This window comes from Amycolatopsis sp. GM8 (assembly GCF_021653975.1).
In the GTDB taxonomy this organism is placed as follows: domain Bacteria; phylum Actinomycetota; class Actinomycetes; order Mycobacteriales; family Pseudonocardiaceae; genus Amycolatopsis_E.
The window spans coordinates 885,012-908,533 of record NZ_JAJKFK010000003.1; the positions used below are offsets into that span (position 1 = coordinate 885,012).

The following is a 23,522-nucleotide window of genomic DNA, read 5'->3' on the forward strand; positions in this document are numbered from 1 at the left end:
GAATTCTCCGATGGGTACCGCTATGCCCAACGCCGGACGACCGGCGTTCTACACAGTTAAGGAAGCCGCGCGCATCTTGCGCGTGGACGCCGCCACCCTCTACCGAGCGATCCGCGACGACGCATTCCCCGCTGTCCGCGTCCGCACCCGATACGTCATCCCGGCCGCCGCCCTCGACAAGCTGATCAGCGAGGCCGCCGAGTCCGGCGGTTGCGTGGACGTCGCACGGCTGGCCGCCGAACGGCGCACCGCCCGCGAGATCGAGCGCATGAACGGGGGTGCGTCATGACCCCCGACGACTACGCCGAGATCGCGAAACGGCTCGACCGCCTGGCGCGGGTGCCCGACGAGGTGCTAGCCGAGGTGGTCACCCGCGAGGGCCTGTGCTTTTGGATGTTCGACCGCGACGAGATGCCGGACTTGTCCGGTAAGGACGCGCCGGACCGGGAGTTGGCGTCCTGGATGTGCGCGGGTTGCCCTGTGATCGACGAGTGCCTGGAGCTGGAGCTGCGCACGGCAGGTGACCACACCGTCGGCGTGTGGGGTGCGCTGGCCGAAACCGACCGCCGCGCCGTTCACCGGTTGTGGCGCTGGCGCCGGGACCGAGGGGGTGCGCGGTGAACGTGACGCCTACGGAAATCGCGATCGGTGTCGGCGGGCTGCTGGCACTGGTGGTCGTGTGGCGGTCCGGCGCGCGCCGAGCCCGCCGCGCGGCCGAGACCGCTCGGACAGGTGTGCGGGCGGTGTCGCTGGCCGGCCGGGTACTGCTGACGGCCGCGAGCATGGTCGGCGTTCAGTGGCTCGTCGTCACGCACACGTCCGACCTGACGCTGCGGCTTGGCGTGCTCGCACTTCCCGACCTGATCGCCGCGTACGTCCTGACAAAGGCGCTGACCGTAACCGATCTGGATACCACGAGGAGGCGGCGATGACCTCACGTGCGCAACAGTTGGTCGAAGAGGCTACCGAGGCTGCCGAGGTTCGTCGGCATCGCACGCGTCCGGACGTGGCTGCGCTGCAGGTCGAACGTGTCCGGACACAGGTGGATCGGTTGTGCTGGACGGGAATTGGACTCGGGTTGGCGTTCACGATGGCCAATGTGCAGCATTTCGCCGCAGCGGACTCGGCACCCAGGTCGCTGCCATGGTTGACAGCGTGGCTGCTCGATCCAACCGTTTCCCTTGTCCTGCTTGCCGTTCTCCGCGCCGAGCAAGTGACCGCGCGATATCGGGTCCGAACGGGACGGTGGGTCCGATGTGCGAAGTGGCTGACCATCGCGGCGACGTATGTCATGAACACATGGTCCTCCTACGCGGCTGGGTCGCTCGCGGGCGTGGTCCTGCATTCAGTGCCACCGTTGGTCGTGTTCGCGGCAGCCGAGGCGATCACCGATCTGCGGGACAAGCTCACCGAAGCCGCGATCATGGCGTCATCCGAGCCCACCGTTCATGAACGACGCAATCCGAAGCGACGCAAGCCGTTCGAGGACTACCTCGCCGAGGCACGGGCGGCGTGGACGCCGGGCGTGAAGATCACACCGGCCTGGGTGCGCCAAGTGACCTCATGCTCCCGCGGCCTCTCCTCCCGCCTTGCGGCCGAACTCAAGGAGAGCGTTCATGAACGCGACTGAACGAGCGGTCGAAAAGGCCGAGCCCGTCTACGACGCGGAACTCGTCGACGACACCCTGCCTCAGCCGCAACGCCGCACGCAATGGCAGCGGCTCGTCCGGCGCTGGCAACGTTCACCCCGAGTGCCCCCGGTGTTGCAAGACAAGGCTCAGGCGCGGCAAGCTGCGAAAGATCTGGTCGTTGCCACACTGAAGCTGCCGTGGCGCTACCTGGGTGCCGTCGTGCGAGGTTTGGTGGTCGCGGCGCGAGGTTGGCGGCGCTGGGTCACCGTGCGGGACTACCGGGACGCCGCCGAGCAGCAGGAGAAGCTCGCGGACAAGTTCGTCGAAATCCGCGAACTTACGCTGTTCCGTTGGCGCGTAACGGTTGCACTCGCAGCAGCCGCGCTCGTGGCAGGAGTGGTCCTGGTTGTCTTGTGGGGCTACCGTCCACTCTGGATCGCGGCCGGAGCCCTATCGATGGCACTCGCGATCCTCGGTCGACGCAAGGATGGCAGCCCCGGACGCAAGCCGACGCTCGCCGGACCGCGGACCCTCACCTGGACGATGGACCCACAGGTGCTCGTGGACGCCTTCCGAGACGCGAAACTCATCGGCAAGGACGAAACGCTGCGGCTAGTCGAACGCGCAACCCGCGTCGGCGACGGATGGGCCGTCACCGTCGACCTGCCCGCGACCCGCAAAGCAGCCGACGTCGTCAAGAACCGCGAGGCACTGGCGTCGGCGCTCGCGGTCGACGAGGTCCAGTTGATCGTCGAGCGGGTACGTGGCAATGGTGGGCACGCGGGACGAGTGGCCCTGTGGGTCGCCGACGAAGACCCGTACGCCGCGCCTCCCCTGCCGACACCGTTGCTCGGCGTCGAGCGGTGGGACGCCTGGCAGCCGGTCCCGTTTGGACGGGACGCGCGGAATCGCCGGATCGACCTGCCACTGGTGTGGACCTCACTCCTCGTCGGGGCGATTCCTCGCCAGGGCAAGACATTCGCCGCTCGGCTGGCCGCCGCCGGATTGATCCTCGACGCCTGGACACGGCTCTACGTTGCCGATTTCAAGGCCGGAAAGGACTGGGACGCGGCCGGACAGGTCGCCTACCGGTTCATGTCCGGCGACGAACCGGAACACGTCCTGGCGCTCAAAGACTGGCTGGTCGAACTCGTCGGCGAGGTACAGGGCCGGTACCGGCGCATGCGCGATCTCGACGACATCGTGTGCCCGGAATCCAAGATCACGCCTGCGATCTCCCGGAATACGAGCCTGAACATGCCCATCACGGCGATCTTCATCGACGAAGTCCAAGTACCGCTCGAAGACCGAACACCTGTTGAAGTACAAGGAAAGAAGCTCACTGCGGGCGAGTACATCGGCGAGTTGCTCACGTGGCTGGCGAAGAAAGGACCAGCCGCCGGCATCGTGCTCGTGCTGGCCACCCAACGCCCCGACTCGAAAACCATCCCGTCCGGGCTGCGGGCCGTGCTCGGGTCACGGTTCGCACTGCGGGTGATGGACTGGCGAGACAGCAACATCGTGCTCGGCGAGCAGATGAACACCAGGGGTTACGACAGCAGCCGCCTTTTGCCGTCCCACAAGGGTGTCGGCATCCTCCGGCCGGACGGCGACACGGCAGCGGGCGGCGACTCGCTGGCGATGATGGTCCGGACCTACTACATGACCAATGAAGACTGGCGGACAATCTGCGAGCAAGGCCGAGTGCTCCGCGAGGCTGCCGGGACGCTCTCCGGACATGCGGCCGGACAGGCACCCGAGCCGCTGCTCGATCACGCTGCCGCTGCAAGAGTGCTCGGCGCTACCGCCCTTCCCCGGGAACCGGTTGAGCCGTTGCCGGAGCCACTCGCGTCCGTTGTGGACTACCTCGGCGACGACCTCGACGAGCGCGAGTTCGTCCCAACAGCCGAGCTGACCGAGGCGCTCCGGGTCGAGCCGACCGCGTTCGGTCGGCAGATGGGTGACCTCGGCTGCCGCCCCGACCGGCAACGAGTCGCCGGCGACGACGGAACAGTCCGGCAGGTACGTGGCTACGCCACTGCCGATCTGCGGGCGGCCGTCGACGCCTGGAACGACGGCAACCGACCTGACACCAAGGCGGAGTCCGGCGGCCCGTAACCCGTCACACCCGGCACAATGGCCCGTCACGCCGTCACATCTAGCGTGACGGGCTGCTGTGTGCTTTCACCTGCAGAAACAAGGCTGGTGACAGGTGTGACGAGTACGGCCTTGGCCCGTCACGAGGCTCTTGGACAGCCCCCGGACGGCCTTCCAAGAGTCATTTTCGGTGCGGGCGCGGTTGGTCGCGGTCCCGAATGACGGGGCGCGGCGAGACGCCACCGCCAAGGAGCTCGCGAATGAGGATTGGGCACGATCAGGGGGTCAGCTCGTCGACCATTCGGAATGACCACAACGGGCTGACCGTCGGTGCTTCCGGCTCCTCCTCGTGGAGGGGCCGGAAGCACCTGTCAGCGTTGCATGACGAACGTGCCCTTGACCGGAACTGTCTCGACGAGGCCGCGCCGCCGAAGATCGGCCATCGCGCGGCGGACGGTGAACACCGAGACGCCATAAGCCACGGCCAGGTCACGTTCAGGTAGTAGGCGGGTGCCCGGCGGGAGGTCGCCGGACTCGATGCGCCCGCCGATGTGATCGGCGACCTGCCGGTAGACGTAGACCGGGCTCGAATTTCGTAGCATTGTCGACGATCGTGGCCCGGACGCCCTGCAACTGGTCCAGTTGGATGTCGACGATCGGGCGCAGCGTAGGCGTGGCGTCCGGTGTACCTCCCACAACCAGGGTCTCCGCAGTCACGACAGCGGCTTTCGGGTCAGCTCGGCGCACACCGTTGGCGGCGAGGATTTTCTCGCCGAGCGAGAGCAGATGGCAGCCCAACCACAACAAATCTGTTGTGGCTTCCTGTCCGGCGTCTTGCTGGTTCGCGAGAGGAATGGTGAGGCTGTCGATCACGGCGTCAAGGTGCTCCAGTTCCAGTGTCATGGCTACGACTCCTGTTGGGCGCGTTCAACCGTGACGCTGATGCCGCCAAAGCGCAGGACGCGGACCCTGCGCTGAAGGTCTGCTGAGAATTCCGGTGAATCGGCCAGCCGGTCACGCAAGCTGGCCCTGACAGCCAGAACAGACGCCTCCACCTCCGCAAGGTCCAGTTCCGGGACTTCGCCGAGCACAGTCAGGCCCATCTCCAGCAACTGACGGCCCATGCGGGCGAACTCGTTGATGGCGACCTGACCGTCGTCCTTGCGCTGGGCCAGCGCGTAATGGCGCTTGTCCACGGCCTTGGCCAGGTGACGTAGCTGTTTGGGTAGTTCTTGCATGGTCAGATCTCGTTCTGTGCTCGGCTGGGTTCTGGATTCGGCCTGCGGGGCGCGATGTAGGTGCCCTTGGAGCGGATGGTCACGACGAGCCCACGACGCCGCAGCAACCGCGTGGCCTGTCGGCCGGTGCCGAGGGACACGCCGTACTCCTGGGCCAACTGACGTTCGGACGGCAAGGGCGTATTCGGCGCCAGCTCACCGGATACGATTCGCCCAGCCAGATGCTCCGCCATGATTTCGTAGACATAGCCGGGTAAATCGTCCAGTTGGTACTTAGACATGGCTGCTCAGTCTTCCTCGGTGGATCGTGGTCGGACTGCACGAGATCGAATCGGCGGACGTAACGCCGCGCCCGTATCGGTGCGATGCGTGGCCTCCGCTCGTCCGGATCGCGGCTCGGCCAGACCCAACCGTTCGGAAGCCTCGGCTCTCGCGTGCGCACGCGGTCGGTTCGCTCGGCTTCGGCCGCTCGCTCCCACTCGACCCGCGCGACCAACTGCGCTACCGAAACTCGCGGCTGGCTGGACCGCCGACGCTGCATGCGCCGGTGGACGAACAACAACACGGCGGCGAGCACGAACGGTCCGAAGTAGATGACCGCGATGAGCGCGACTCGGGTCATTAGGAAACATCGCCCGTCCTACCGGCCTCCAGCGCCTCCGACGGGCGCTGACGCGTGGCCCTGGCTGACGTACTCAGCCCCTCGAATGCCCGCGCAACAACGTCGCTCATCCGCTCAACCTGTTCGGCGAGAGCGTCTACCGCCGCCTCAAGCCCAGCCAGACGGGACGAGAGCATGTCATGCGCATCAACCTTGCACTTGTCCTGCTCCGCAGCGGCGCCACGCAGACACGCCTCGCACGGCATACCGGTCACCCCGTCGAGCAACTCCAACTCACCCGGACCGAACGCTCGCCCGCAGCAGGCCCGCACCAGCTCGGAGCGATTTCGCGCCTCCCCGAAGTACACGAGATGCGTCACACGCTCTCGGACGGTGCCCTTCACCGGCCGCGCAAGCAGCAATCGAGCTGCGCACATACTCCTTCACCTCTCCTCACCTGCCCCTGACAAGCCGACGTTCAGGCGATCGTCCACTGACCACTACCAGCAGGTATCCATATGCAACAATTGATATCAGCTTGACTGTCAGCGCAGTGCAATGAAAGGCCGGATGAGGGCCAAAGCAGGGCCATATCGCGGCCTGCCGCGGGGAGGAGAGGACCGACGGTGACGAACGGAGGCAGCCGCGGGCGAGCACCGCGCACCGTGCTCGAACAGAAGATCTGGGAACGAGGCGAGACACTCGCCGAATTCGTCGAGTACGCCGAGCGGTTCGCCCACCAGGTCGGCGAGCGAGGAACGCTCAGCGAACGGAACCTCAAACGTCTGATGGCTGGCCGCGCGGCAGACGGCTCTCCCGGTGGTACGCCGCGCGTTGCCACCTCACGCCTGCTCGAACGCCTCTTCGGCACGAGCATCCAGGAGCTTCTGTCACCGCCCGGAGCCACGTCGGACGCGCTGTATGCAGAAGGCGAGCAGGAACTGCGGCGGATGCTCAGCGTCGCGCGCCGAGTCGACACTTCAATACTTGCACTGATTCACAGTCAACTGGATGCCATCCGCCGAATCGACAGGCAACTGGGCGCGCCGGTCGTCCGAGAGGAAGTCGAGGCCAAGATTCGGCAAGTGAATATTCTACTGTCGTTCAGCCTCACCCCTGGAACACGCGACCAACTGGCCGCTATTCGCGCCGAACTGGGAACGCTCGCAGGTTGGCAAGCCCTCGATCTCGGCAACTTATTGGGATCATGGCGACAATACGAGAGCGCCAAGGCGGCAATAAACGAAACGAGCCACTTCGAATTCAAAGCCCACACGGCAGCCGAACAAGCCTTCGTCTTGGTCGATCTCGGCAACGCTGATGCGGCGGACGAGTTGCTTTCAACGACGCGTACCGTGGCCGAGAAAAACGCAGGCCACCTATTGCGCGCCTGGCTCGCTGCGGCACATGGCGAGGTCCTTGCCGCACGCGGCAACCGGTCGGCCAGTCTTCGTGCATTTGACCGAGCTATTCGTCTCATGCCTACTGACACTGCGGCCGCGAGCGGTCCGTACGTGATGCTAGACGAAATCCACCTTGCCAGATGGCGCGGGCATGCTCTGTCGCGCGTCGGCGATCCCGAGGCAGCAGGCGTACTGAGGAAAGCTCTCAGCGGACTCGACCAAAGCTTCACCCGAGCCGAAGCAAGCTTACGCGTTGACCTCGCGGCAGCCCTCGTGGTTCAAAACGAGCGTGAATCAGCGGAACAGCAAGTCACCAAAGCGCGAGCTCTTGCGCAAGATATAGGATCGGTTCGCCAGAATCGGCGAATCAGCCGGTTAGATGAACAGATCAAAAGGCCGTAGTCGGCCAATTAAGGCCGCGTCTTACGTGGTTATTTTGCTGACCGTTGAGCCATGATGTTGAGTGTGGTTGTTGCTTGTCGTCACGGCTGACTCCTGACCATGGGGCATTTTAAGCATATTCACGCGGCAGAGTTAGCTAGATCGGAGCGCAGCCGACACATCCGTTTGCGAACCCCCCTTGCTGCTCAGGAAGCTGACGAGACCGTACGATCATTGTCATGGACAACGAAGCATCGACCAGCCAACTCGACCTCTCAGCTCTCGTCCCCGAACCGTTCGTAGTCACATTTACGGCCCATCTGCCATTTCCAGTCGGAATCCCGAATGAAATCGGGCACATCATCCATCTGATGTCGGCCTACAAAAGCAGCGAAGCAACGAGGCAATTTGGCAATATGCCATTCGTCAATATTCGCCTCTACGACTCACCTACACCAGGACTTCCAGCATGGCAAGAAGGAACTCACGCCGCCATTGAGAACCTCTACAAGGTTAGAATCTCGGGCGAACAAGATGAACGCTATGGCGAAGACAGCCTAGTCGCGCACGATCAGTGGGTCACACTGGAGACACCGCACGCGCCGATGGAAGGTGAAGATGAGGTCAAGGATCGTGGATATGCCTTCCATCGCTGCCTCAGAGTATTTAACCTATTCCTACATGCCGCCCAACTGATCACGAAAGATGTGCGGATCCGTTCAATAATGTCACAAGATCTTCGGCCAATCGTTATCATCGGTGCCCTGGTTAAAGGAAAGCCATGGAGGATGATTAGCTCAATGTACATGCATCCGGAGACTGCCGCCCAAAGCACGATGAATCAAAGCCAACCCTTCACCGAAGATGAGTTGAATCAGGCACTGTATGCAATCATGAAAAGTAAGCCGTATTTGACTACAGCCTCGTGGAGATCTAGAGCCCAGAGGGCACTTCGACAGACCGGCGATGCTGTAGATGCCATTATTAGCTTTCAAATTGCGGCTGAAAGTTTGTTATTCGACACTTACCGAACGATCCTGGTTGATGAAGGCTTATCATCCACAGAGATCGATCACGAGCTATCGGCGGAAATACCGTTCAAGTCACTGCTGACCAAGAAGATTCCGTCAAAACTCGGCGGCCAATGGGACGTTAAGTCCGAACAATCAGCTGTCGGCTTCTACTGGAAAAATCTATACATCATACGAAATTCGATTATTCACGCCGGTTTCCAGCCTCATGGGGGACACGCGGAAGCGGCGCAATCAGCCTACTCGATGCTCCGGGATCACCTGGAGGCGCGTTTGATCGAAAAGCGAAAAGTTTACCCTCGCACCGTTTTTGCGAGACTCGGCGCGGACGCGCTCAGGGAACGAGGTGCACTCGGCGCGCATATGCTTGCGCTCGTCGAGCAGTTCAAGAACGAGCCGGAACCGTTCTACTGGCCGTACGACACCGCCAAGCGTTGACCCATTACAGTCCGGGTAACGGGCGACGCCGGTTCCGGCCCCGCATCATGAGTCAACATGGCGCGACGGCGCCTTGAGTGCCGACCGGGCACAACCCCGGATGTTGCCGCAGCCGTTACTGCTGGGTCGACTTCACGTCGGTCGCCCCGAGTAAAAAGGCGAGAAGCACCGCGACCAGGCCCACGACGGTCAGGAGCCACACGACGACGAAGGTACGGGTCCGCAGCAGAGCGTTACAGGAGACGGTCGGCAGCCCCTGGCCCCGCTCGCGCAAGCCTTGTCCATGAGCTTGTCCATGAACTTGGGTCGGTCGCAGCCTCGTGTGGACACGGTCGGACCGCCCTTGTCGCCCATTACCTCGACGTTCTCCTCCTGCTGAGTGATTTCGGACACTCATAATCCCTTGGCCGCGGGTTCGAGCCCCGCCCGCCCCACACAGGTTGGTCATTGTGCGAACCACTCCGTCCGGGTTCGTTTCCACTGGTACCGCGGTTGCGACCTCGTCACTGCCTACGGGGATTCGCAGCGAATACCACACTTCCGGGGGTGCATTGGAAGGTTTGACCGATCGTCACGAGCAGCTCTGCCAGACTCGCGCCCATGCACGAAGCGGCTCCGGCAAATGCGCCGATGGTGATCGATCGGGCGCCAACGGAACCGGAGACTGAGCCCGGCCGTCGCTGGTCGAGGCGGCTGTACCCGGCCGCGGTCGGCGCCGCGCTCGGGCTGGGCCTGTTCGCCGTCGGGTTCCGCGGCATTCTCGACGACGGCCACATCACGATGGCCTACGCACAGAACCTGGCCGAGCATTTCCACTGGGGCCTGACCCGTTACCGCACCTCGAACACCGCCACCAGCCCGCTCAACGTGTGGCTGATCGCGCTCGGGATCCTCATCACCGGGTCCGGCACGGTCGGCGTGGGACTCGTCCTCGTCGGCTCCACCACCGCCACCGCGGTCTGGCTCTCGGCTGTGGCGCGCCGCGCCGGCCTGTCACCGCTCGTGCTGCCGGCCCTCGCCGTCGGGATGCTGGTCACGTCCCCGCTGTTCGCGTCGACGATCGGCATGGAGACGTTCCTGTCGATCGCCGTGCTGACCGGCGTGGCTCGCTACGCGATGGCCGGCCGGCCGGTGGCCACCGGGCTACTGTGCGGGTTCGCCGTGCTGACCCGGCCCGACCTGGCCGTACCCGCCGCCGTCCTCGCTCTCGGCCTGCTCGTCCTCGCCTCGACCTGTAAGGTCCAGACCACTGGGGTCGTCGTGGGCGTCGGGCTGGCTACCGTGCTGCCCTGGCACCTGCTGTCGTGGGTCGTGCTCGGCGGGGCCGTGCCCGACACGTACGCGATCAAGTCGGCCGCCGGCTCGTTCGCCGGCGGCGACACATTCTTCACGGGGCCCTGGCACATGATCCACGCCTGGACCCATGCGACGCTGCTCGTCGCCGTACCGCTCGTCGTCGCCCTCGCCGGCGTCGCGTGGTGGGCGCTGTCCCGGCCACGTCCGGCCGCCGCGCGCCTCGCCTTCGCCTTCGCCGCGGCCGGAGTCGCACACTGGCTGGCCTACGCGGCGGTGGGTGTCCCGCCGTATCACTGGTACTACTGCCCGGCCGTCGGGTTGCTGTGCGTGTCCGCCGCCGTGACGGTCACCGCCCTGGGTTCCCGGATCGCGGTGCTCGCGACGGTGCTGTTCATCGGCCTCACCGCCGGCTCCCAACTGGCCGGCCCGGTGCCCTGGGTCGAGCCGGTCATCTACGGCAACTGGGGCACCCCCGCCCAGTACGCGGCCATGGGCCGCGCTGTCGGCACCGAGGTGCCGAAGGGTGCGCCCGTTGCCGGGTACGGCGAGGTCGGCGCCCTGGCCTACTACTGCGACTGCGACGTCGTGAACGACCCGTTCGCCGACCGCGCGTCCGCCGCCCCGATCATCGCGGACCGCTACGAGAAGGCCGGCCGGCTCGGCCGCTGGCTGCTCGACCTGAACTACGCCTTCAACGACCGGCGCCAGCCGCCGACCCGCCCGCAATACCAACTCGTCTACACCCGGGGCCCGGGCCCGGGCTGGCGCGTCGACGGCCCGGCTATCGGGCAAGGCCACATCGAACTGGTCCCCGCCGGCTGACCCGGTCCATCCATGCCAGCCGAGGAACGCCATGCCGGCGGCGAGTCCCTGCTGCACGCGCAGTGCGATAAGTGGTTCGATGCCGCGACACAGGGCGAAAATCTCTAAGGAAATCGGAGTTCGCCTTTTCGCCATTGGCGGAGAACCATCCTAGCTTTGAATCGGACCATCCCTTTTCCGATCGCGAGCTGTTCAAGACCGGCCTCCGCTTGCCGAGGCGCGAATTCCGTGGCGCGGGCAGCCACCCAAGCCTGCACGTGAAGATCGGCGTCGTCAAGCAGCGGCAGGAGTGCTCGTTCGGCGGCCGCTCGGCGATAGGACGAAACGAGCGCAGGCGTGTCCATCGCGCCCCGCGGTCAGATCTTGTTGCGGGCGATGAGCTGCGCCGCGATCACGTTGCGCTGGATTTCGTTCGTGCCTTCGCCGACGATCATCAGGGGTGCGTCCCGGAAATAGCGTTCGACGTCGAATTCCTTGGAGTAGCCGTAGCCGCCGTGGACGCGCACCGCGTCGAGGGCCACCTGCATCGCCGCCTCGGACGCGAACAGCTTCGCCATGCCGGCTTCCATGTCCGCGCGCTGACCGGCGTCCAGCCGCTCGGCGGCGTCCAGGGTCAGCAGCCGCGCGGCGCGTATCTTGGTGGCCATGTCAGCCAACAGGTTACCCACGGACTGATGTTGCCAGATCGGTTTGCCGAACGATTCCCGTTCCTGCGCGTACCGCACCGCGGCGTCGAGCGCGGCCTGACCGACACCGACCGCGCGCGAGGCGACCTGGATCCGACCGACCTCGAGGCCGCGCATCATCTGCGGCCAGCCCTGGTGCGGAGTTCCGCCGAGCACGGCATGTCCGGGCACGCGCATGGCGTCGAAGATCAGCTCGCACGCCTCGATACCCCGATAACCCAGCTTGGGCAGCTTCTTCGAGATCGTGAGCCCATCGCCCGGCTCGACCAATAACACGCTCATCCCCCGGTGCGCGGGCTTCGCGTCCCGGTCGGTGATGCACAGCAGACCGATCAGCCCGGAGTGCGCGGCGTTGGAAATCCACGTCTTCGACCCGGTGATCGACCACCCGTCCCCGTCGGGCACGGCGTGGGTCCGCATCGCCTGCAGGTCGCTGCCGCCGCCGGGCTCGGTCAGCGCCATGGTCGCGCGAATGCTCCCGTCGGCCATCTTCGGCAGGTACCGCTCGCGCTGCTCGGGTGTGCCGAAAGTGCTGATCAGATAGGTGATGACGGAGTGGCCGCCGATCGCGCCGGCCAGGCTCATCCAGCCCCGCGCCAGTTCTTCGGTGACCCGCGCGAAACACGCGGTGCTCACCCCGACACCGCCGTATTTCCGCGGGCGCGAGCAGCCCGAAGAACCCGAGCTTCTTCATCTCCTCGATGAACTCGGCCGGATAAATGTCGTCCTCTTCGAACTCGCGCACCCGAGGGCGCACCCGCTCGTCGACGAACTCCGAGACCAGCGCGACCATCTGCCGCTCGTCCTCGCTGAGCTTCACTGCCCACTCCTTTCTGTTGCCTGCCGGAGGATGCGGCATGCGCGCGCCAGCGCCGGCTTGTCGATCATCTGCCCGTTCACCGCGACGACCCCGTCCGCCGACACCGCGTCGAGGACAGTTTGCGCCCAGCCCACCTCGGCGTCCTTCGGGCGCAGTGCGGCCGCGGCGACCGGCACCTGCTTCGGGTGCACGCACAGCTTCCCGGTGAACCCGAGTTGCCGGGCGTGGCTGACGTCGTCGGTGAGCAGGTCTCCGTCGTGCAGGTCGTTGGTGACGCCGTCGATCGGGCCGGCGAGTCCGGCGGCAGCCGATGCCAGCACCAGCGCGCCTCGCGCGGGCCCGAGCGCCGCGCGATCAGCCGGGGCGACGCCGAGTTGCGCGGCGAAGTCGAAGCTGCCGAACGCCAGCCGCCGCACCCCGGGCACCGCCGCGATGTCCCGCGCGTCCATCACGCCGCGCGCCGTCTCGATCAGCGCGAGGACACACCCGGTTTCACCGAGGGCCGCCGCCAGCTCGTGCAGCACGACCAGATCCTCAGCCTTCGGCAGCATCACCGCGCGGCCGGGTGCGGCCACCGCGGCCACGTCCCGCCGGTACCACTCGGTGCCCGCCGCGTTGATCCGCACGGCGCACTCGTGCCCGCCGGCCAGCCATTCCGCCACGTGCTGGCGCGCGGCGTCCTTGCGGTCCGGGGCCACCGCGTCTTCCAGGTCCAGCACGACCAGGTCGGCGCCGGCGGCCGCGGCCCTGGCGAACCGCTCCGGCCGGTCGCCGGGGACGAACAGCAGGGTCGCCGCGTCGCCCGGCGACTGTTCGCTCATGCCCGCCGCCGGGCTTCGCCGAGACTTCTCGAGGCGGTGGGTCCGGTGGCGACCTCGGCCAAGGCCAGCACCCGACCGCCCTTGGCCGCAGTGACGACGAGCGTGTCGCGCGCCGATCCGGCGAAACACAGGTTGGTGGGGAAGGTGCCCGCCGGAAACGGGACCGGAGCGAGAAGGCTGCCGTCGGCGTCGGTCACGGCGATCTGGTCCGCGTCGGGCAAGGCCGCGTACAGCCGCCCCTCGACGTCGAACGCGAGGCCATCGGGACCGCCAGGGAGTTCGGCGAAGACACCGTCACGCCGCAACGCGTGCCCGTCCCAGCTGTAACGCAACACGCGGCGTTCCCGGGTGGCGGCGACGAACAACTGTGTTCCGTCCAGGGCGAAAGCCAGCCCGTTGGGGAAGTCGATGCCCTCGGCCATCACTTCGAGGCGGCCGTCGCGCGGATCGTAGGCGTACACCTCGCCGGGGCCCTCCTCGTGCGGGCTACCGGGGTCGGTGAACCAGATCCGCCCGTCCGGTCCGCGCACGAGGTCGTTGGGGGCACGCAGACCGGTGCTGACCGCGTCGAGGACCGTGTCCCCGAGGAGCGTCTGGAGTCCGGGGGCGGCCGCCCGGCGCGAACTGCTGGGCCGCACCGATCCGCCGTTCTGGGCGACCCACACCCGGCCGTGTTCGTCCTCGGCCAGGCCGTTGGGTCCGCCGCCGGTCTCGACGCGGCGCACCACGGCGCCGGTGCGGTGGTCGAGTTCGAGGACCTGGCCGCGGGACACACTGGTCACCAGAAGGCGGCCGTCGATTGTCCACAAAGGACCTTCAGTGAAGCCGATACCGCTTACGAGCAAATGGATCTCAGGCATCGAGCACCTCCCGCAGTTTGAGCTTGCTGACCTTGCCGGTGTCGGTGAGCGGCAGGTCGGGCCCGGCCATCAGCACGAACCGGGCGGGCACCTTGTAGCTGGCCGCGTTGGCCCGGATGTGGGCGGTCACGTCGGCGACGAGACTGTCCTGATCGGCGCCGGGGTCGCGCGGCACCAGGACACAGGCCATCAGTTCGTCACCGCCGGCACCGGGCACCCCCATGACGAACGCCTGATCCACCGCGGGATGACCGATGAGGACCTCCTCGACCTCGGCCGGCGCGATGTTGATGCCCTTGATCTTCATCATTTCCTTGCGGCGTCCCGCGAAACGCAGCCGGCCGTGCTCGTCGAGCGATCCGAGGTCTCCGGTGCGGAACCAGCCGCCCGGGCGGATCGCTTCGGCGTCGAGATCGGGCGCGTCGAGGTAGCCGCCGATCACGGCGCCGGACAGCTCGATCTCACCGGTCACACCAGCCGGACAGGGTTCGCCGGTGTCATCGGTGATGCGGATTTGCTGCGTGGGCAACGCAGTGCCACACGTGTGCAGCTTGACGTCGACGGGATCCAGGGCGTCGCTGACCGCGGAGTGGCCATAAGCCTCGGTGAGCCCATACATGCTGCAGATCTGGGTGACCCCGAGTTCCTCGATGGCGAGGCGTTTGTCCTCGGCGGTGAAACCGGTGGTTCCGGTACGCAACGAGGAAATATCGCGTTTCCCGAACGAGGGCGCGGACAGCAGCGCACGGGTGGTCGGAGCGAGTCCATAGTAGACAGTGCAGCGCTCGCGTTCGATGAACTCCAGCGCCGCTTCACCGTCGAGCCGTTCCTGCAGGCACAAGGTTGTGGCGTGGGTGAGCGCGACGGGCAGCGCATTGGCCGTGCCGTAACCGAAGAAGAACGGCGAGGAGATCCACAGCCGGTCGCCGGGGCGCAGGTGCTGGCGGCGGCCGATCTCCCGGGGATTGGCGACCAGCGGACCGTGCCGCAGCGGGACCGGTTTGGGTTTCGCCGTGCTGCCACTGGTGAACAGGATCGCCGCCAGATCATCCGGTCCGACCGGCACGTCCACGGGAGCCCCGGCGGGCAGCGCCGGAGGCAGTTCGGCGCCGGAGGGCCAGGTGAGCGCGCCGAGGTAGTCGCGACGGGACTCGCCGAAGATCTCGCCATACCCGGCCTCCGCGAGATCGGCGAGCACGTCGCGGCCGAACAGCTTGGCATCGGTGGCCACCGCGCGCAGGCGGGCGCGCTCGATCACATAGGCGTACTCCGACGAGCGGTACCACGTGTTGATCGGAACCGCGACGAGCCCGGCCAGCTGCGCCCCGAGTGTCGCGGCGAGCCAGCGCATTCCGTTGGGCAGCAGCACACCCACCCGATCCCCCGGCCGCAGTCCTGCGGCGGCGTAGCCCGCCGCGACCCGCTCACAGGAGCCGAGCAGGGCGGCGAAGGTGGCGCGGCCGTCGGCGGCGACGACCGCCTCGTAGTCGCCGAAATGCACGCCCAATGCGCGCAGCACACCCGGCAGCGTCGTCTGGTTCAGTAGTCGGTAATGATCCACAATGGACTCCTCAGGCCGGGTGGAAGCGCACCAGCGCAACGCCGTTCGCACGCTCGAAGCTCGCTCGGACCGGCATGCCGACGCGAACGCCGTCACCGGTGACAGTGCTGATGATCTTGACGCCTTCGGTCAGCAGCACGACCGCCACGACATAAGGCGGTTGTGGCCCCGGTGGCGGGAAATAGGCTTTGTGGAACACCGCGAACGACCACACGGTTCCGGTGCCGGCGGCGGTGAACCACTCGATACCGCCGGACGCGCGGCAGTGCGGGCAGACCGGTTTGGGCGGGAACCGGGACTCACCACACGCCTCGCAGCGCGCCACGCGCAATTGCCCGGCTTCGAGCCCGGCGAAGTGCGCCCCGAGGTCGGCGGTCACGGCTCGCTCCCGTACACGACGGAGGACACCAGCGGCGCGGCGCAGGCGTACTGGATGTGCGTCGCGCCCGGGATCTGCCGGGCACCGCACTCGCCGCGCAGCTGGCGGACAGCCTCGACGGTGAGGCCCCATCCCTGAAGATAGCTCTCCGACAGGTGCCCACCGGAGGTGTTGACCGGAAGTTCGCCGCCCAGGCCGATTCGGCCGTCCTGGATCCACTGGCCGGACTCGCCGGGCGGGCAGTAACCCAGGCCCTCCAACGTGAACAACACGGTAGGACTGAAATTGTCGTAGAGCATCAGCCCGTCCATGTCGGCGCGGTCGCGGCCGGCCTGGTGCAGTGCGGCACTTCCGGCCTCGCCGATCGCCCCGGCCCAGAAATCCTCGGGCGGGAAGTCGGAACCGAGGAACTGGGCTCGCTGGGCGACTCCGAGGACATAGACCGGCGGACGCGGCAGATCCGCGGCGGCCTCGGCCGTCGTGAGGATCACCGCCACGCCTCCGTCGTTGATCAGGCAATAGTCGAACAGGCGCAGCGGCTCGACGATGTAGCGGGACGCCAAGTAGGTCTCCAGGTCCAGCGGGTCGCGCATGACGGCCGCGGCATTGAGCGCGGCGTGCTTGCGGAAGGTCACCGCGACCTCGGCCAGCTGTTCCTCGGTGGTGCCGTAAAGGTAGCTGTGCCGTTGAAACATCAGCGCCGAGAACGCGCCCGGCGAGGTCATCCCGTACGGCCGGGTCAGCTCGGGCGCGGTCCCATAGCCCTCCCCCGCGGCGGTGTATCCCGCGCCTCCGGCCCCGTAGGTGGCTCCGGCGGAGCGGCCGTTGTTGCCGTACACGAGAGCCACGGTCCGGCATTCCCCGGTGCGGAGCGCGTTGACGGCCAGCGCGATCGCCGCCCCGCACATCCGCCCCTCGGCGGGCAGTTGCACGCACCACTGTGGCTGCAGGCCGTAGGCCGCGGCGAACTGCTCATAGCCGCTGACCCGGCTGGCCACGAGCCCATCGATGTCGCGAACGGTGAGTCCGGCGTCAGACAGCGCCTCGCTCAGGGCCCAGCCGGCCAGGTCATCGGCGGAGAGGTCGGGCATTTTCCCGAAGCGGGTCGTGCCCACCCCGGCGACGGCCGCCAGTGGCCTGCTCATGCCAACTCCCTCGTTCGGATATTTGATCATATATATGTTCAGTGGGCAGACACCGGGCTTCGCCGGCGGCACGGGTGGTGCGTCAGAACTCGTCGTCGGCGAGCACGCTCTTGGTGCGCAGGGTCCGCACCACGTAGTCGCCTTCACCGCGGACGTGCTCGCGGCTGGCGGCGTCGGCTGCCGCGGCGTCGCCCGCTCGCAGCGCCTCCAGGATCCGAGCGTGCCCGGTGTTCGCCTGGGGTCCGCCGCCCGAAGGCGCTTCGTAGACCGAACGCGGGAGGTTGCGCGACAGCTGCCGCAGCACCGAAAGCAGTCGCCTGCTGCCCCCGGTCTTGTTGATCAGGGTGTGGAACTCCCAGTTCAGGTCGTGCAGCTCGTCGGCATCGGTGCTGCGCCCCATCTGCTCGTGCAGTTCCTCGAGCTTGCGCAGCACGGGCTCGGTGATGCGGGTGGCGGCCCGCGCGGTCGCCAGGCCCTGGACCATGCCGTAGATGCGGTAGTGGTCCTCGATGTCCTCCTGGCGGATCGGCACGATGAACGTGCCGCGGTGGGTCTCGGTGTCCACCAGGCCTTCGGTCTCGAGGGTGATGAGCGCTTCGCGCACCGGCAGCCGGCTGACGCCGAGCTCGGCGGCGATCGCGTCCTGCGGCACGCGCTGGCCGCGTTCGAGGGTGCCGTCGAAGATGCGCTCACGGATATGGGCGGCGACTTCGTCGCTGGTGTTCCGCCGTCGTGGCTGCGCCGCCCTCGCCATGTCACCCCGTCCTCGTGCCGCCGGTGCCGAATACTTTATCAAGACTATCCCTCCGCAGTCAGGCCGAAACGCGGGCCGGGCGCGGGTTCCACGCGGCCATCGCGCGTCCGCAGCGTCGCGCGCGCCGCCAGGTGCGGGTCGGCACTCGCCTCGGCCATGCCGAGCACCGGCGTGACGCAGGCGTCGAGAGGCGCGAAGATCTCCGCCCACTCGTCCCGGGTCCGGCCGGCGAAGATCCCGGCGAACAGTTTCTTCGTGGCCGGCCAGGACGCCCGATCCCACTGATCGGGCAGCTGGGCGGGATCCAGCCCGAGTGCCCGGACGAGCCGGTCGTAGAACTGCGGCTCCATGCTGCCCACCGCGACGTACTCGCCATCGGCCGTCTCGTAGACGTCGTAGAAGGGAGCCCCGGTGTCGATGTCGTTGGTGCCGGGTTCGGGCCGCCACCGGCCGTCGGCGACACGCTGCCAGATGCCCGACATAAGCAGGCTGACCCCGTCGATCATGGCGGCGTCGACGACCTGGCCGCGGCCGCTCGTGTCGCGTTCGCGCAGTGCCGCCAGCACCCCGAAGGCGAGCAACATCCCGCCGCCGCCGTAGTCGCCGACGAGGTTGAGCGGCGGCACGGGGGCCTGTCCCTGGCGTGCGATCGACCGCAGGGCACCGGTGAGCGCCAGGTAGTTGATGTCGTGCCCGGCCTTCGCGGCCAGCGGTCCGGTCTGGCCCCAGCCGGTCATCCGCCCGTAGACCAGGCGCGGGTTGAGCTCGAGGCACACCTGCGGTCCCAGGCCCAGCCGTTCCATGACGCCCGGCCGGAAACCTTCGGTGAGCACGTCGGCGCCGCCGATCAGCTCACGAGCCCTGGCAAGATCGTGTTCGGATTTCAGGTCGAGGCCGACTGCGGAGCGCCCGCGGTCGAGGATCCCGCCGGACCGCCCGGCCCCGGGCCGGTCGATGCGCACGACCTCGGCGCCGCTGTCGGCGAGCATCATCGTAGCGAAGGGTGCCGGGCCGAGCCCGGCGAACTCCACGACGCGCAATCCCTTCAGTGGTCCCATGTCCACTCCCTCACGCCGGTTGCCGGTAGGGGTCGCCGATGCTGCGCCCGCCGCACACGACGAGCACCTGACCGGTGACGTACGAGGCCGCGGCGAGGTAGGCCACCGCGTCCGCGACATCATCGGGGCGCCCGGCGCGGCCGACCGGGATCGCGTCGAGCGTGCGCTCACGGATCCGGTCCGGCAGGCCGTCAGTCATCCGGGTGGCGACGAACCCGGGGGCGACGCAGTTGACGGTGATGCCCTGGCGTGCGACTTCCAGGGCGAGCGAGCGGGTGGCACCGACCAGACCGCCCTTGGCGGTCGAGTAGGCCGTGGAGCCGAAGGTGCCCAGCCAGGCGCGGGAGGCGATGTTGACGACCGCGCCCCCGCCGCGTCGCGTCATGGGCCCGAGCAGCAGCCGGGTCAGCGCCAGCGGGCCCAGGAGGTTGATCGCGAGCAGGCGGCGGAACAACGCCGGGTCGAGCGTGCCGACGCGGGCGTCCTTGAGCACACCGGCGCAGTTGACCAGGATGTCGACGCCGCCGAACTCCTCGACGCAGGCCGCGGCCACCGCGGTGCGGGAGGCCGCCGAGCTGACGTCCAGGACCATCGGCCGCGCCTTCGGCCCGATCTCGGCCGCCGCCGCGTAGGGATCGAGGTCCGCGACGACCACCACGTCGGCATCCCTGGCCAGCCGCGCGCAGACGCCCCGGCCGATGCCACCGGCGCCGCCGGTCACGAGCGCGGTCTTCATGGCCGCAACCTCCCGAGACCGCTGCCCGCGGTCACGTAGATTTCCTGCCCTGTCACGGCCGCGCCCTCGGCAGCGAGCAGCGCGGCGACCTGGTGTGCGACCGCGGTTTCGGCGGCATCGGCGTACAGCACGGTGTTCACGGCGATGCCATCCCGGGCGAGTTCGATCGCCAGGGTCCGTGCCATCGACAGGATCCCGCCGGCGACGGCACCGGCGGACGTGGCGTGCGGGCGGCCCAGCGCAGCCTCGGCCGGGAGCAGGAATACCAGCCGCCCCGAGCCGGTCAGTCCGGGCAGTAGCCGCTGCACCTCCGCGAGCACATTGCCGAGCACGTCGCCGATCTCGGCGTCGAGCAGTTCGTCGGACAGCGCTTCCAGATCGCGGTCACCGGGCAGGTCCGGGACCAGGCACGCGGCGGGCACTGCGGATTCCACAGTGGACAGTGGGTGCACGAGTGCACTGTCGCCGCCCCAAACGTGCACGCCGGCGGTCACCTGAGTGGTCATCGGGCCATCACCAGCGTCGTCACCGATCCGCCGTCCGTGCCGTTGACCGTGCCGCCCTTGCAGTAACTCAGGCCGACGCGCGCGCCCTCGACCTGGCGGGCGCCCGCGGTCCCCCGCAGTTGCCAGGTCAGCTCGCAGGCTTGGGCGACGCCGGTCGCGCCGACGGGGTGACCGCGGGAGAGCAGCCCGCCGCTGGGGTTGACCGGCAGCCGCCCGCCGAGCGAGGTGTGCCCGGCCTCGGTCCAGGACGCGCCTTCGCCGCGCGGGATCAGGCCGAGCCCTTCCATCCGCACGATTTCCGCGATCGTGAAGCAGTCGTGCATCTCCACCAGGTCGATGTCGCCGGGGCCGACCCCGGTGAGCTTCCAGGCCTCCTCGGCCGCCCGCAGGGAGACGTCCTCCTCGTTCACGTCGCCGGTGCCGGGCCGGACGCTCCCGCTGACCAGCGCACAACCCAGCATGCGGGGCACGGACGTGGTCAGCCCGAGCCGCCGCAGCCCGGCCGGGCTGCACAGCACCATCGCCGCAGCCCCGTCGGAGATCGGGCTGCAGTCCAGCAGCCCGAGCGGTTCCGCGATCGGACGCGCGGACAGCACCTCGTCGAGGCCGATCGGACGCTGGTAGTGCGCGAACGGGTTGTGCACCGAGTGGGCGTGGTTCTTCACCGCGACCGCGGCGATCTGCTCGCGGGTGGCGCCGTGGTCGGCCATGTACCGGCGGGCACTGAGGCCGTGGCCGGCGGCCATCACGTAGCCGACCGCCGCGTCCAGGTCGCCCGGGTCGGGGCGGACACCACCGGACACCCGGTCGGTCATCTTCTCGACGCCGATCACGAGCGCGACGTCGTGCAGCCCGGCGGCCAGCGCCACCCAGGCCTCGCGCAGTGCGGTCGCTCCGCTGGCGCAGTAGTTCTCGTGGTTGGACACCGGGCGCCCGTCGAGCCCGAGTTGCGCCGCGATCCGTTGTCCGGCAACGGGTCCGCCGAAGACGTGCCCGACGTAGACCGCGTCGATGTGGGGCAGCTCGGCACCGGCGTCGGTGAGCGCCGCACGCGCGGCGCCCACGGCCATCTTTTCGAGGGTCACGTCGGCCGGGTACTTGCCGAACCGGATCATGCCGGCGCCGGCGACATGCGCGGGAGCGAGAGTCATGCCGCCACCTCGCTGCCCGCACGGAACCGGTAACCGACGAGGTCGGCGCCCTCCGCGTCCTGGTCGAAGGCGGTCAGTTCCAGGTGCACGGGCAGCCCGATCGTGACCTCCTCGGGCGCCACCCCGCTGACCTGCGCGAGGACGCGAACGCCTTCCGGGAGATCGACGTAGGCCAGCACGTAGGGCACGGCGATTCCGGGCGGTGCCTGCCGGACGACGGTGAAGCTGTACACCGATCCGGCGGGCGAGAGTTCGGTCTCCGCGATCGCGTCCACGGCCCGGCAGCCGGGACAGAACTCCCGCGCCGGGAACGAGACCGTGGCACAGCGATCACAACGGGACCCGAGCAGGCGTGGCGGCGCCAGCTTCAGCAGCCCCTCCCGGAACGGGCGGGCCGCGGCGACGGCGGGCATCGGAACCTCCAGCAGTCATGAGTAGATAGTGAGACCGTACAAGTTTGATACATGATCAGACAAGGCGTCAGCGATCACTCGCGCTTTGAGCAGCTTATATAGTCAAATCCGAACTCGTTCTGGACATCAGACGCGGGCTAACGTAGCCTCCGTCACATCGGTTTGTATCAAATATCGAAGAGGATGAGACGTAGATGTCAACGACGACACGTGCCCAGGGCCTTGCTCCCGTCGTGGCTTCCCGCCTCGCCGCGGCACCGCACCTGTTCATCGACGGGGAGCGCCGCGAGGCTCTGAGCGGCCGGACGCAGCCGGTCATCGACCCGGGCACCGGCACCCGCATCGCGACCACGGCGTGCGCCGGACCGGCCGACATCGACGCGGCGGTCGCCGCCGCCGCGCGGAACCTGGACCCCGCCTCCGAATGGCGGCGGATGAGTCCCCTGGAGCGCGGGCGGATCCTGTCCCGCATCGGCGAAGCGATCTATACTCACGCGGACGAGTTCGCCGAACTCGAAGTGCTCGACGGGGGCAAGGTCCGCGGCGCGGCCCGCGCGATCGACGTCGAATTCGCCGCGCGGACGTTCCTCTACTACGCGGGGTGGCCGAGCAAGATCCACGGCACGACCGTTCCCGTCTCCCACCCGGGAATCCACGTGCGCACCGAGCGGGAGCCGGCCGGCGTGGCCGGGATGATCACCGCGTGGAACTTCCCGCTGCTGCTGTGCGGCTGGAAGATGGCGCCCGCGCTGGCGGCCGGATGTCCTGTGGTGTTCAAGGCCTCGGAGGAAACCCCGCTGTCCGCGCTGTGGCTGGCCGAGCTGGCCACCGAGGTGGGGCTGCCGCCCGGCGTGCTCAATGTGGTCCCCGGTCTGGGCGCCGAAGCCGGGGCGGCGCTGGTGTCGCATCCGGACGTGCGCAAGCTGTCGTTCACCGGCTCGACCGCGGTCGGGAAGCAGATCGCGCGGGGCGCCGCGGATCTCGTCAAACGGGTCACCCTCGAACTGGGCGGCAAGAGCGCGAACATCATCTTCCCGGACGCCGATCTCGACGCCGCGGTCGCCGGCTCGGCGGGCGGTATCTTCTGGCACTCCGGGCAAACGTGCAGCGCCCCGTCCCGGCTGTTCGTGCACCGCGACATCCACGACGAGGTCGTCGACAAGCTACTCACCGAGGCCGGCGCGCTCACCATCGGGCACGGTCTGGACAACGGCGTCGATTTCGGGCCGCTGGTCAATGAACGCCAGCTGGAGCGGGTGCGCGGTTACGTCGAGCGCGCCGCCGCGGACGGCGCGAAGGTGCACCAGGCCGGCGAACTCCCGTCCGGCGGCGGGTTCTTCTTCCCGCCGACGGTGATCGCGGGCGTCACCGACGAGATGGAATGCGTGCGGGAGGAGATCTTCGGCCCGGTCGTGGTCGTGCTGCCGTTCGACGACGCCGACGAGGTCGCCCGCCGCGCCAATGCGAGCGACTACGGCCTCGCGGCCGGGGTCTGGACCGGCAGTGTCGCCACCGAGCACGCCATGACCCGCGCCCTGCGCGCCGGAACCGTGTACGTCAACGGCTGGGGCCTCACCGACCCGGCCGCCCCGTTCGGCGGCTTCGCCCAGTCCGGCTACGGCCGCGACCTGGGCCCCGACAGCCTCGACGGCTACCTCGAAACCAAATCCGTGTGGACCTTCCACGGCTGACCT

At 67.8% G+C, this 23,522-nt stretch carries 24 protein-coding genes and 1 pseudogene; 9 read left to right on the forward strand and 16 right to left on the reverse strand.

All coding sequences use genetic code 11. From position 1 onward, the window contains the following. The first annotated feature begins 10 nt into the window (after window positions 1-10). The 5 genes from LOZ83_RS17580 to LOZ83_RS17600 are packed head-to-tail and all read left to right on the forward strand — an operon-like array spanning window position 11 to window position 3,749. Entirely contained in the window at window positions 11-289 is a 279-nt protein-coding gene (locus LOZ83_RS17580; RefSeq protein ID WP_236791851.1) for a helix-turn-helix domain-containing protein, read from the forward strand. After that, window positions 286-621: a WhiB family transcriptional regulator gene (locus LOZ83_RS17585; RefSeq protein WP_236791852.1), complete on the forward strand. Its 336-nt coding sequence runs from the start codon at window positions 286-288 to the stop codon at window positions 619-621. The genes LOZ83_RS17580 and LOZ83_RS17585 overlap by 4 nt, the downstream gene beginning before the upstream one ends. After that, complete coding sequence (locus tag LOZ83_RS17590) at window positions 618-932, forward strand: hypothetical protein (RefSeq protein ID WP_236791853.1); 315 nt, start codon at window positions 618-620, stop codon at window positions 930-932. Before LOZ83_RS17585 ends, LOZ83_RS17590 begins: the two co-directional genes overlap by 4 nt. Beyond that, entirely contained in the window at window positions 929-1,630 is a 702-nt protein-coding gene (locus tag LOZ83_RS17595) for a hypothetical protein (RefSeq protein ID WP_236791854.1), read from the forward strand. Before LOZ83_RS17590 ends, LOZ83_RS17595 begins: the two co-directional genes overlap by 4 nt. Further along, window positions 1,617-3,749, forward strand: coding sequence for a cell division protein FtsK (locus LOZ83_RS17600; protein ID WP_236791855.1), 2,133 nt, complete (start codon window positions 1,617-1,619; stop codon window positions 3,747-3,749). The genes LOZ83_RS17595 and LOZ83_RS17600 overlap by 14 nt, the downstream gene beginning before the upstream one ends. Before the next feature lie 350 nt (window positions 3,750-4,099). On the opposite strand, the gene LOZ83_RS17605 is transcribed toward LOZ83_RS17600, so the two are convergent. From LOZ83_RS17605 to LOZ83_RS17615, 3 genes are all read right to left on the reverse strand, one after another. Further along, window positions 4,100-4,330 (reverse strand): winged helix-turn-helix domain-containing protein, encoded by a 231-nt coding sequence (locus LOZ83_RS17605; protein WP_236791856.1) that lies wholly within the window; start codon window positions 4,328-4,330, stop codon window positions 4,100-4,102. Window positions 4,331-4,633: 303 nt separating this feature from the next. After that, on the reverse strand, window positions 4,634-4,966 hold the full coding sequence (locus tag LOZ83_RS17610) for a hypothetical protein (protein WP_236791857.1): 333 nt from the start codon (window positions 4,964-4,966) through the stop codon (window positions 4,634-4,636). Window positions 4,967-4,968: 2 nt separating this feature from the next. Further along, window positions 4,969-5,247 (reverse strand): winged helix-turn-helix domain-containing protein, encoded by a 279-nt coding sequence (locus LOZ83_RS17615; RefSeq protein WP_236791858.1) that lies wholly within the window; start codon window positions 5,245-5,247, stop codon window positions 4,969-4,971. 946 nt (window positions 5,248-6,193) lie between these two features. Between LOZ83_RS17615 and LOZ83_RS17620 the strand changes: the two genes are divergently transcribed. After that, window positions 6,194-7,372, forward strand: a complete 1,179-nt coding sequence (locus LOZ83_RS17620) for a hypothetical protein (RefSeq protein ID WP_236791859.1) — start codon at window positions 6,194-6,196, stop codon at window positions 7,370-7,372. Window positions 7,373-7,590: 218 nt separating this feature from the next. After that, a complete protein-coding gene (locus tag LOZ83_RS17625; protein WP_236791860.1) occupies window positions 7,591-8,820 on the forward strand; it encodes a HEPN domain-containing protein in 1,230 nt (409 codons plus the stop codon). Window positions 8,821-8,935: 115 nt separating this feature from the next. Here LOZ83_RS17625 and LOZ83_RS17630 read toward each other — a convergent pair whose 3' ends face one another. Continuing rightward, window positions 8,936-9,094: a hypothetical protein gene (locus tag LOZ83_RS17630; RefSeq protein WP_236791861.1), complete on the reverse strand. Its 159-nt coding sequence runs from the start codon at window positions 9,092-9,094 to the stop codon at window positions 8,936-8,938. Window positions 9,095-9,450: 356 nt separating this feature from the next. Here LOZ83_RS17630 and LOZ83_RS17635 point away from each other — a divergent pair, with 356 nt between their 5' ends. Further along, window positions 9,451-10,938, forward strand: a complete 1,488-nt coding sequence (locus LOZ83_RS17635; RefSeq protein ID WP_236791862.1) for a hypothetical protein — start codon at window positions 9,451-9,453, stop codon at window positions 10,936-10,938. Window positions 10,939-11,294: 356 nt separating this feature from the next. On the opposite strand, the pseudogene LOZ83_RS17640 reads toward LOZ83_RS17635, so the two are convergent. The 12 genes and pseudogenes from LOZ83_RS17640 to LOZ83_RS17695 all read right to left on the reverse strand — a co-directional run bounded on the left by LOZ83_RS17640 (window position 11,295) and on the right by LOZ83_RS17695 (window position 21,828). After that, window positions 11,295-12,444, reverse strand: a pseudogene (locus tag LOZ83_RS17640) (acyl-CoA dehydrogenase family protein). Continuing rightward, window positions 12,441-13,265 carry a CoA ester lyase gene (locus tag LOZ83_RS17645; RefSeq protein WP_236791863.1) on the reverse strand — a complete coding sequence of 275 codons (825 nt, stop codon included), beginning with the start codon at window positions 13,263-13,265 and terminating at the stop codon, window positions 12,441-12,443. Before LOZ83_RS17645 ends, LOZ83_RS17640 begins: the two are co-directional and overlap by 4 nt. Beyond that, the gene (locus LOZ83_RS17650) at window positions 13,262-14,125 is read right to left on the reverse strand and encodes an SMP-30/gluconolactonase/LRE family protein (RefSeq protein WP_255823938.1); all 864 of its coding nucleotides are present in this window, start codon (window positions 14,123-14,125) and stop codon (window positions 13,262-13,264) included. Before LOZ83_RS17650 ends, LOZ83_RS17645 begins: the two co-directional genes overlap by 4 nt. Next, complete coding sequence (locus LOZ83_RS17655; protein WP_236791865.1) at window positions 14,118-15,686, reverse strand: class I adenylate-forming enzyme family protein; 1,569 nt, start codon at window positions 15,684-15,686, stop codon at window positions 14,118-14,120. The genes LOZ83_RS17650 and LOZ83_RS17655 overlap by 8 nt, the downstream gene beginning before the upstream one ends. A gap of 10 nt (window positions 15,687-15,696) precedes the next feature. Then, window positions 15,697-16,065, reverse strand: a complete 369-nt coding sequence (locus LOZ83_RS17660; RefSeq protein ID WP_236791866.1) for a Zn-ribbon domain-containing OB-fold protein — start codon at window positions 16,063-16,065, stop codon at window positions 15,697-15,699. Beyond that, window positions 16,062-17,210 carry a thiolase family protein gene (locus LOZ83_RS17665; protein ID WP_236791867.1) on the reverse strand — a complete coding sequence of 383 codons (1,149 nt, stop codon included), beginning with the start codon at window positions 17,208-17,210 and terminating at the stop codon, window positions 16,062-16,064. The genes LOZ83_RS17660 and LOZ83_RS17665 overlap by 4 nt, the downstream gene beginning before the upstream one ends. A gap of 82 nt (window positions 17,211-17,292) precedes the next feature. After that, a complete protein-coding gene (locus tag LOZ83_RS17670; protein WP_236791868.1) occupies window positions 17,293-17,964 on the reverse strand; it encodes a GntR family transcriptional regulator in 672 nt (223 codons plus the stop codon). Window positions 17,965-18,008: 44 nt separating this feature from the next. Beyond that, complete coding sequence (locus LOZ83_RS17675) at window positions 18,009-19,022, reverse strand: CaiB/BaiF CoA-transferase family protein (RefSeq protein WP_236791869.1); 1,014 nt, start codon at window positions 19,020-19,022, stop codon at window positions 18,009-18,011. Window positions 19,023-19,032: 10 nt separating this feature from the next. Next, window positions 19,033-19,758, reverse strand: coding sequence for an SDR family NAD(P)-dependent oxidoreductase (locus LOZ83_RS17680; RefSeq protein WP_236791870.1), 726 nt, complete (start codon window positions 19,756-19,758; stop codon window positions 19,033-19,035). Continuing rightward, the gene (locus tag LOZ83_RS17685) at window positions 19,755-20,264 is read right to left on the reverse strand and encodes a hypothetical protein (RefSeq protein ID WP_236791871.1); all 510 of its coding nucleotides are present in this window, start codon (window positions 20,262-20,264) and stop codon (window positions 19,755-19,757) included. Before LOZ83_RS17685 ends, LOZ83_RS17680 begins: the two co-directional genes overlap by 4 nt. Next, window positions 20,261-21,415, reverse strand: coding sequence for a thiolase family protein (locus LOZ83_RS17690; RefSeq protein ID WP_236791872.1), 1,155 nt, complete (start codon window positions 21,413-21,415; stop codon window positions 20,261-20,263). The genes LOZ83_RS17685 and LOZ83_RS17690 overlap by 4 nt, the downstream gene beginning before the upstream one ends. Next, complete coding sequence (locus tag LOZ83_RS17695) at window positions 21,412-21,828, reverse strand: Zn-ribbon domain-containing OB-fold protein (RefSeq protein WP_236791873.1); 417 nt, start codon at window positions 21,826-21,828, stop codon at window positions 21,412-21,414. Before LOZ83_RS17695 ends, LOZ83_RS17690 begins: the two co-directional genes overlap by 4 nt. Window positions 21,829-22,022: 194 nt before the next feature. Here LOZ83_RS17695 and LOZ83_RS17700 point away from each other — a divergent pair, with 194 nt between their 5' ends. Then, entirely contained in the window at window positions 22,023-23,519 is a 1,497-nt protein-coding gene (locus LOZ83_RS17700) for an aldehyde dehydrogenase (RefSeq protein ID WP_236791874.1), read from the forward strand. Window positions 23,520-23,522: the final 3 nt, after the last annotated feature.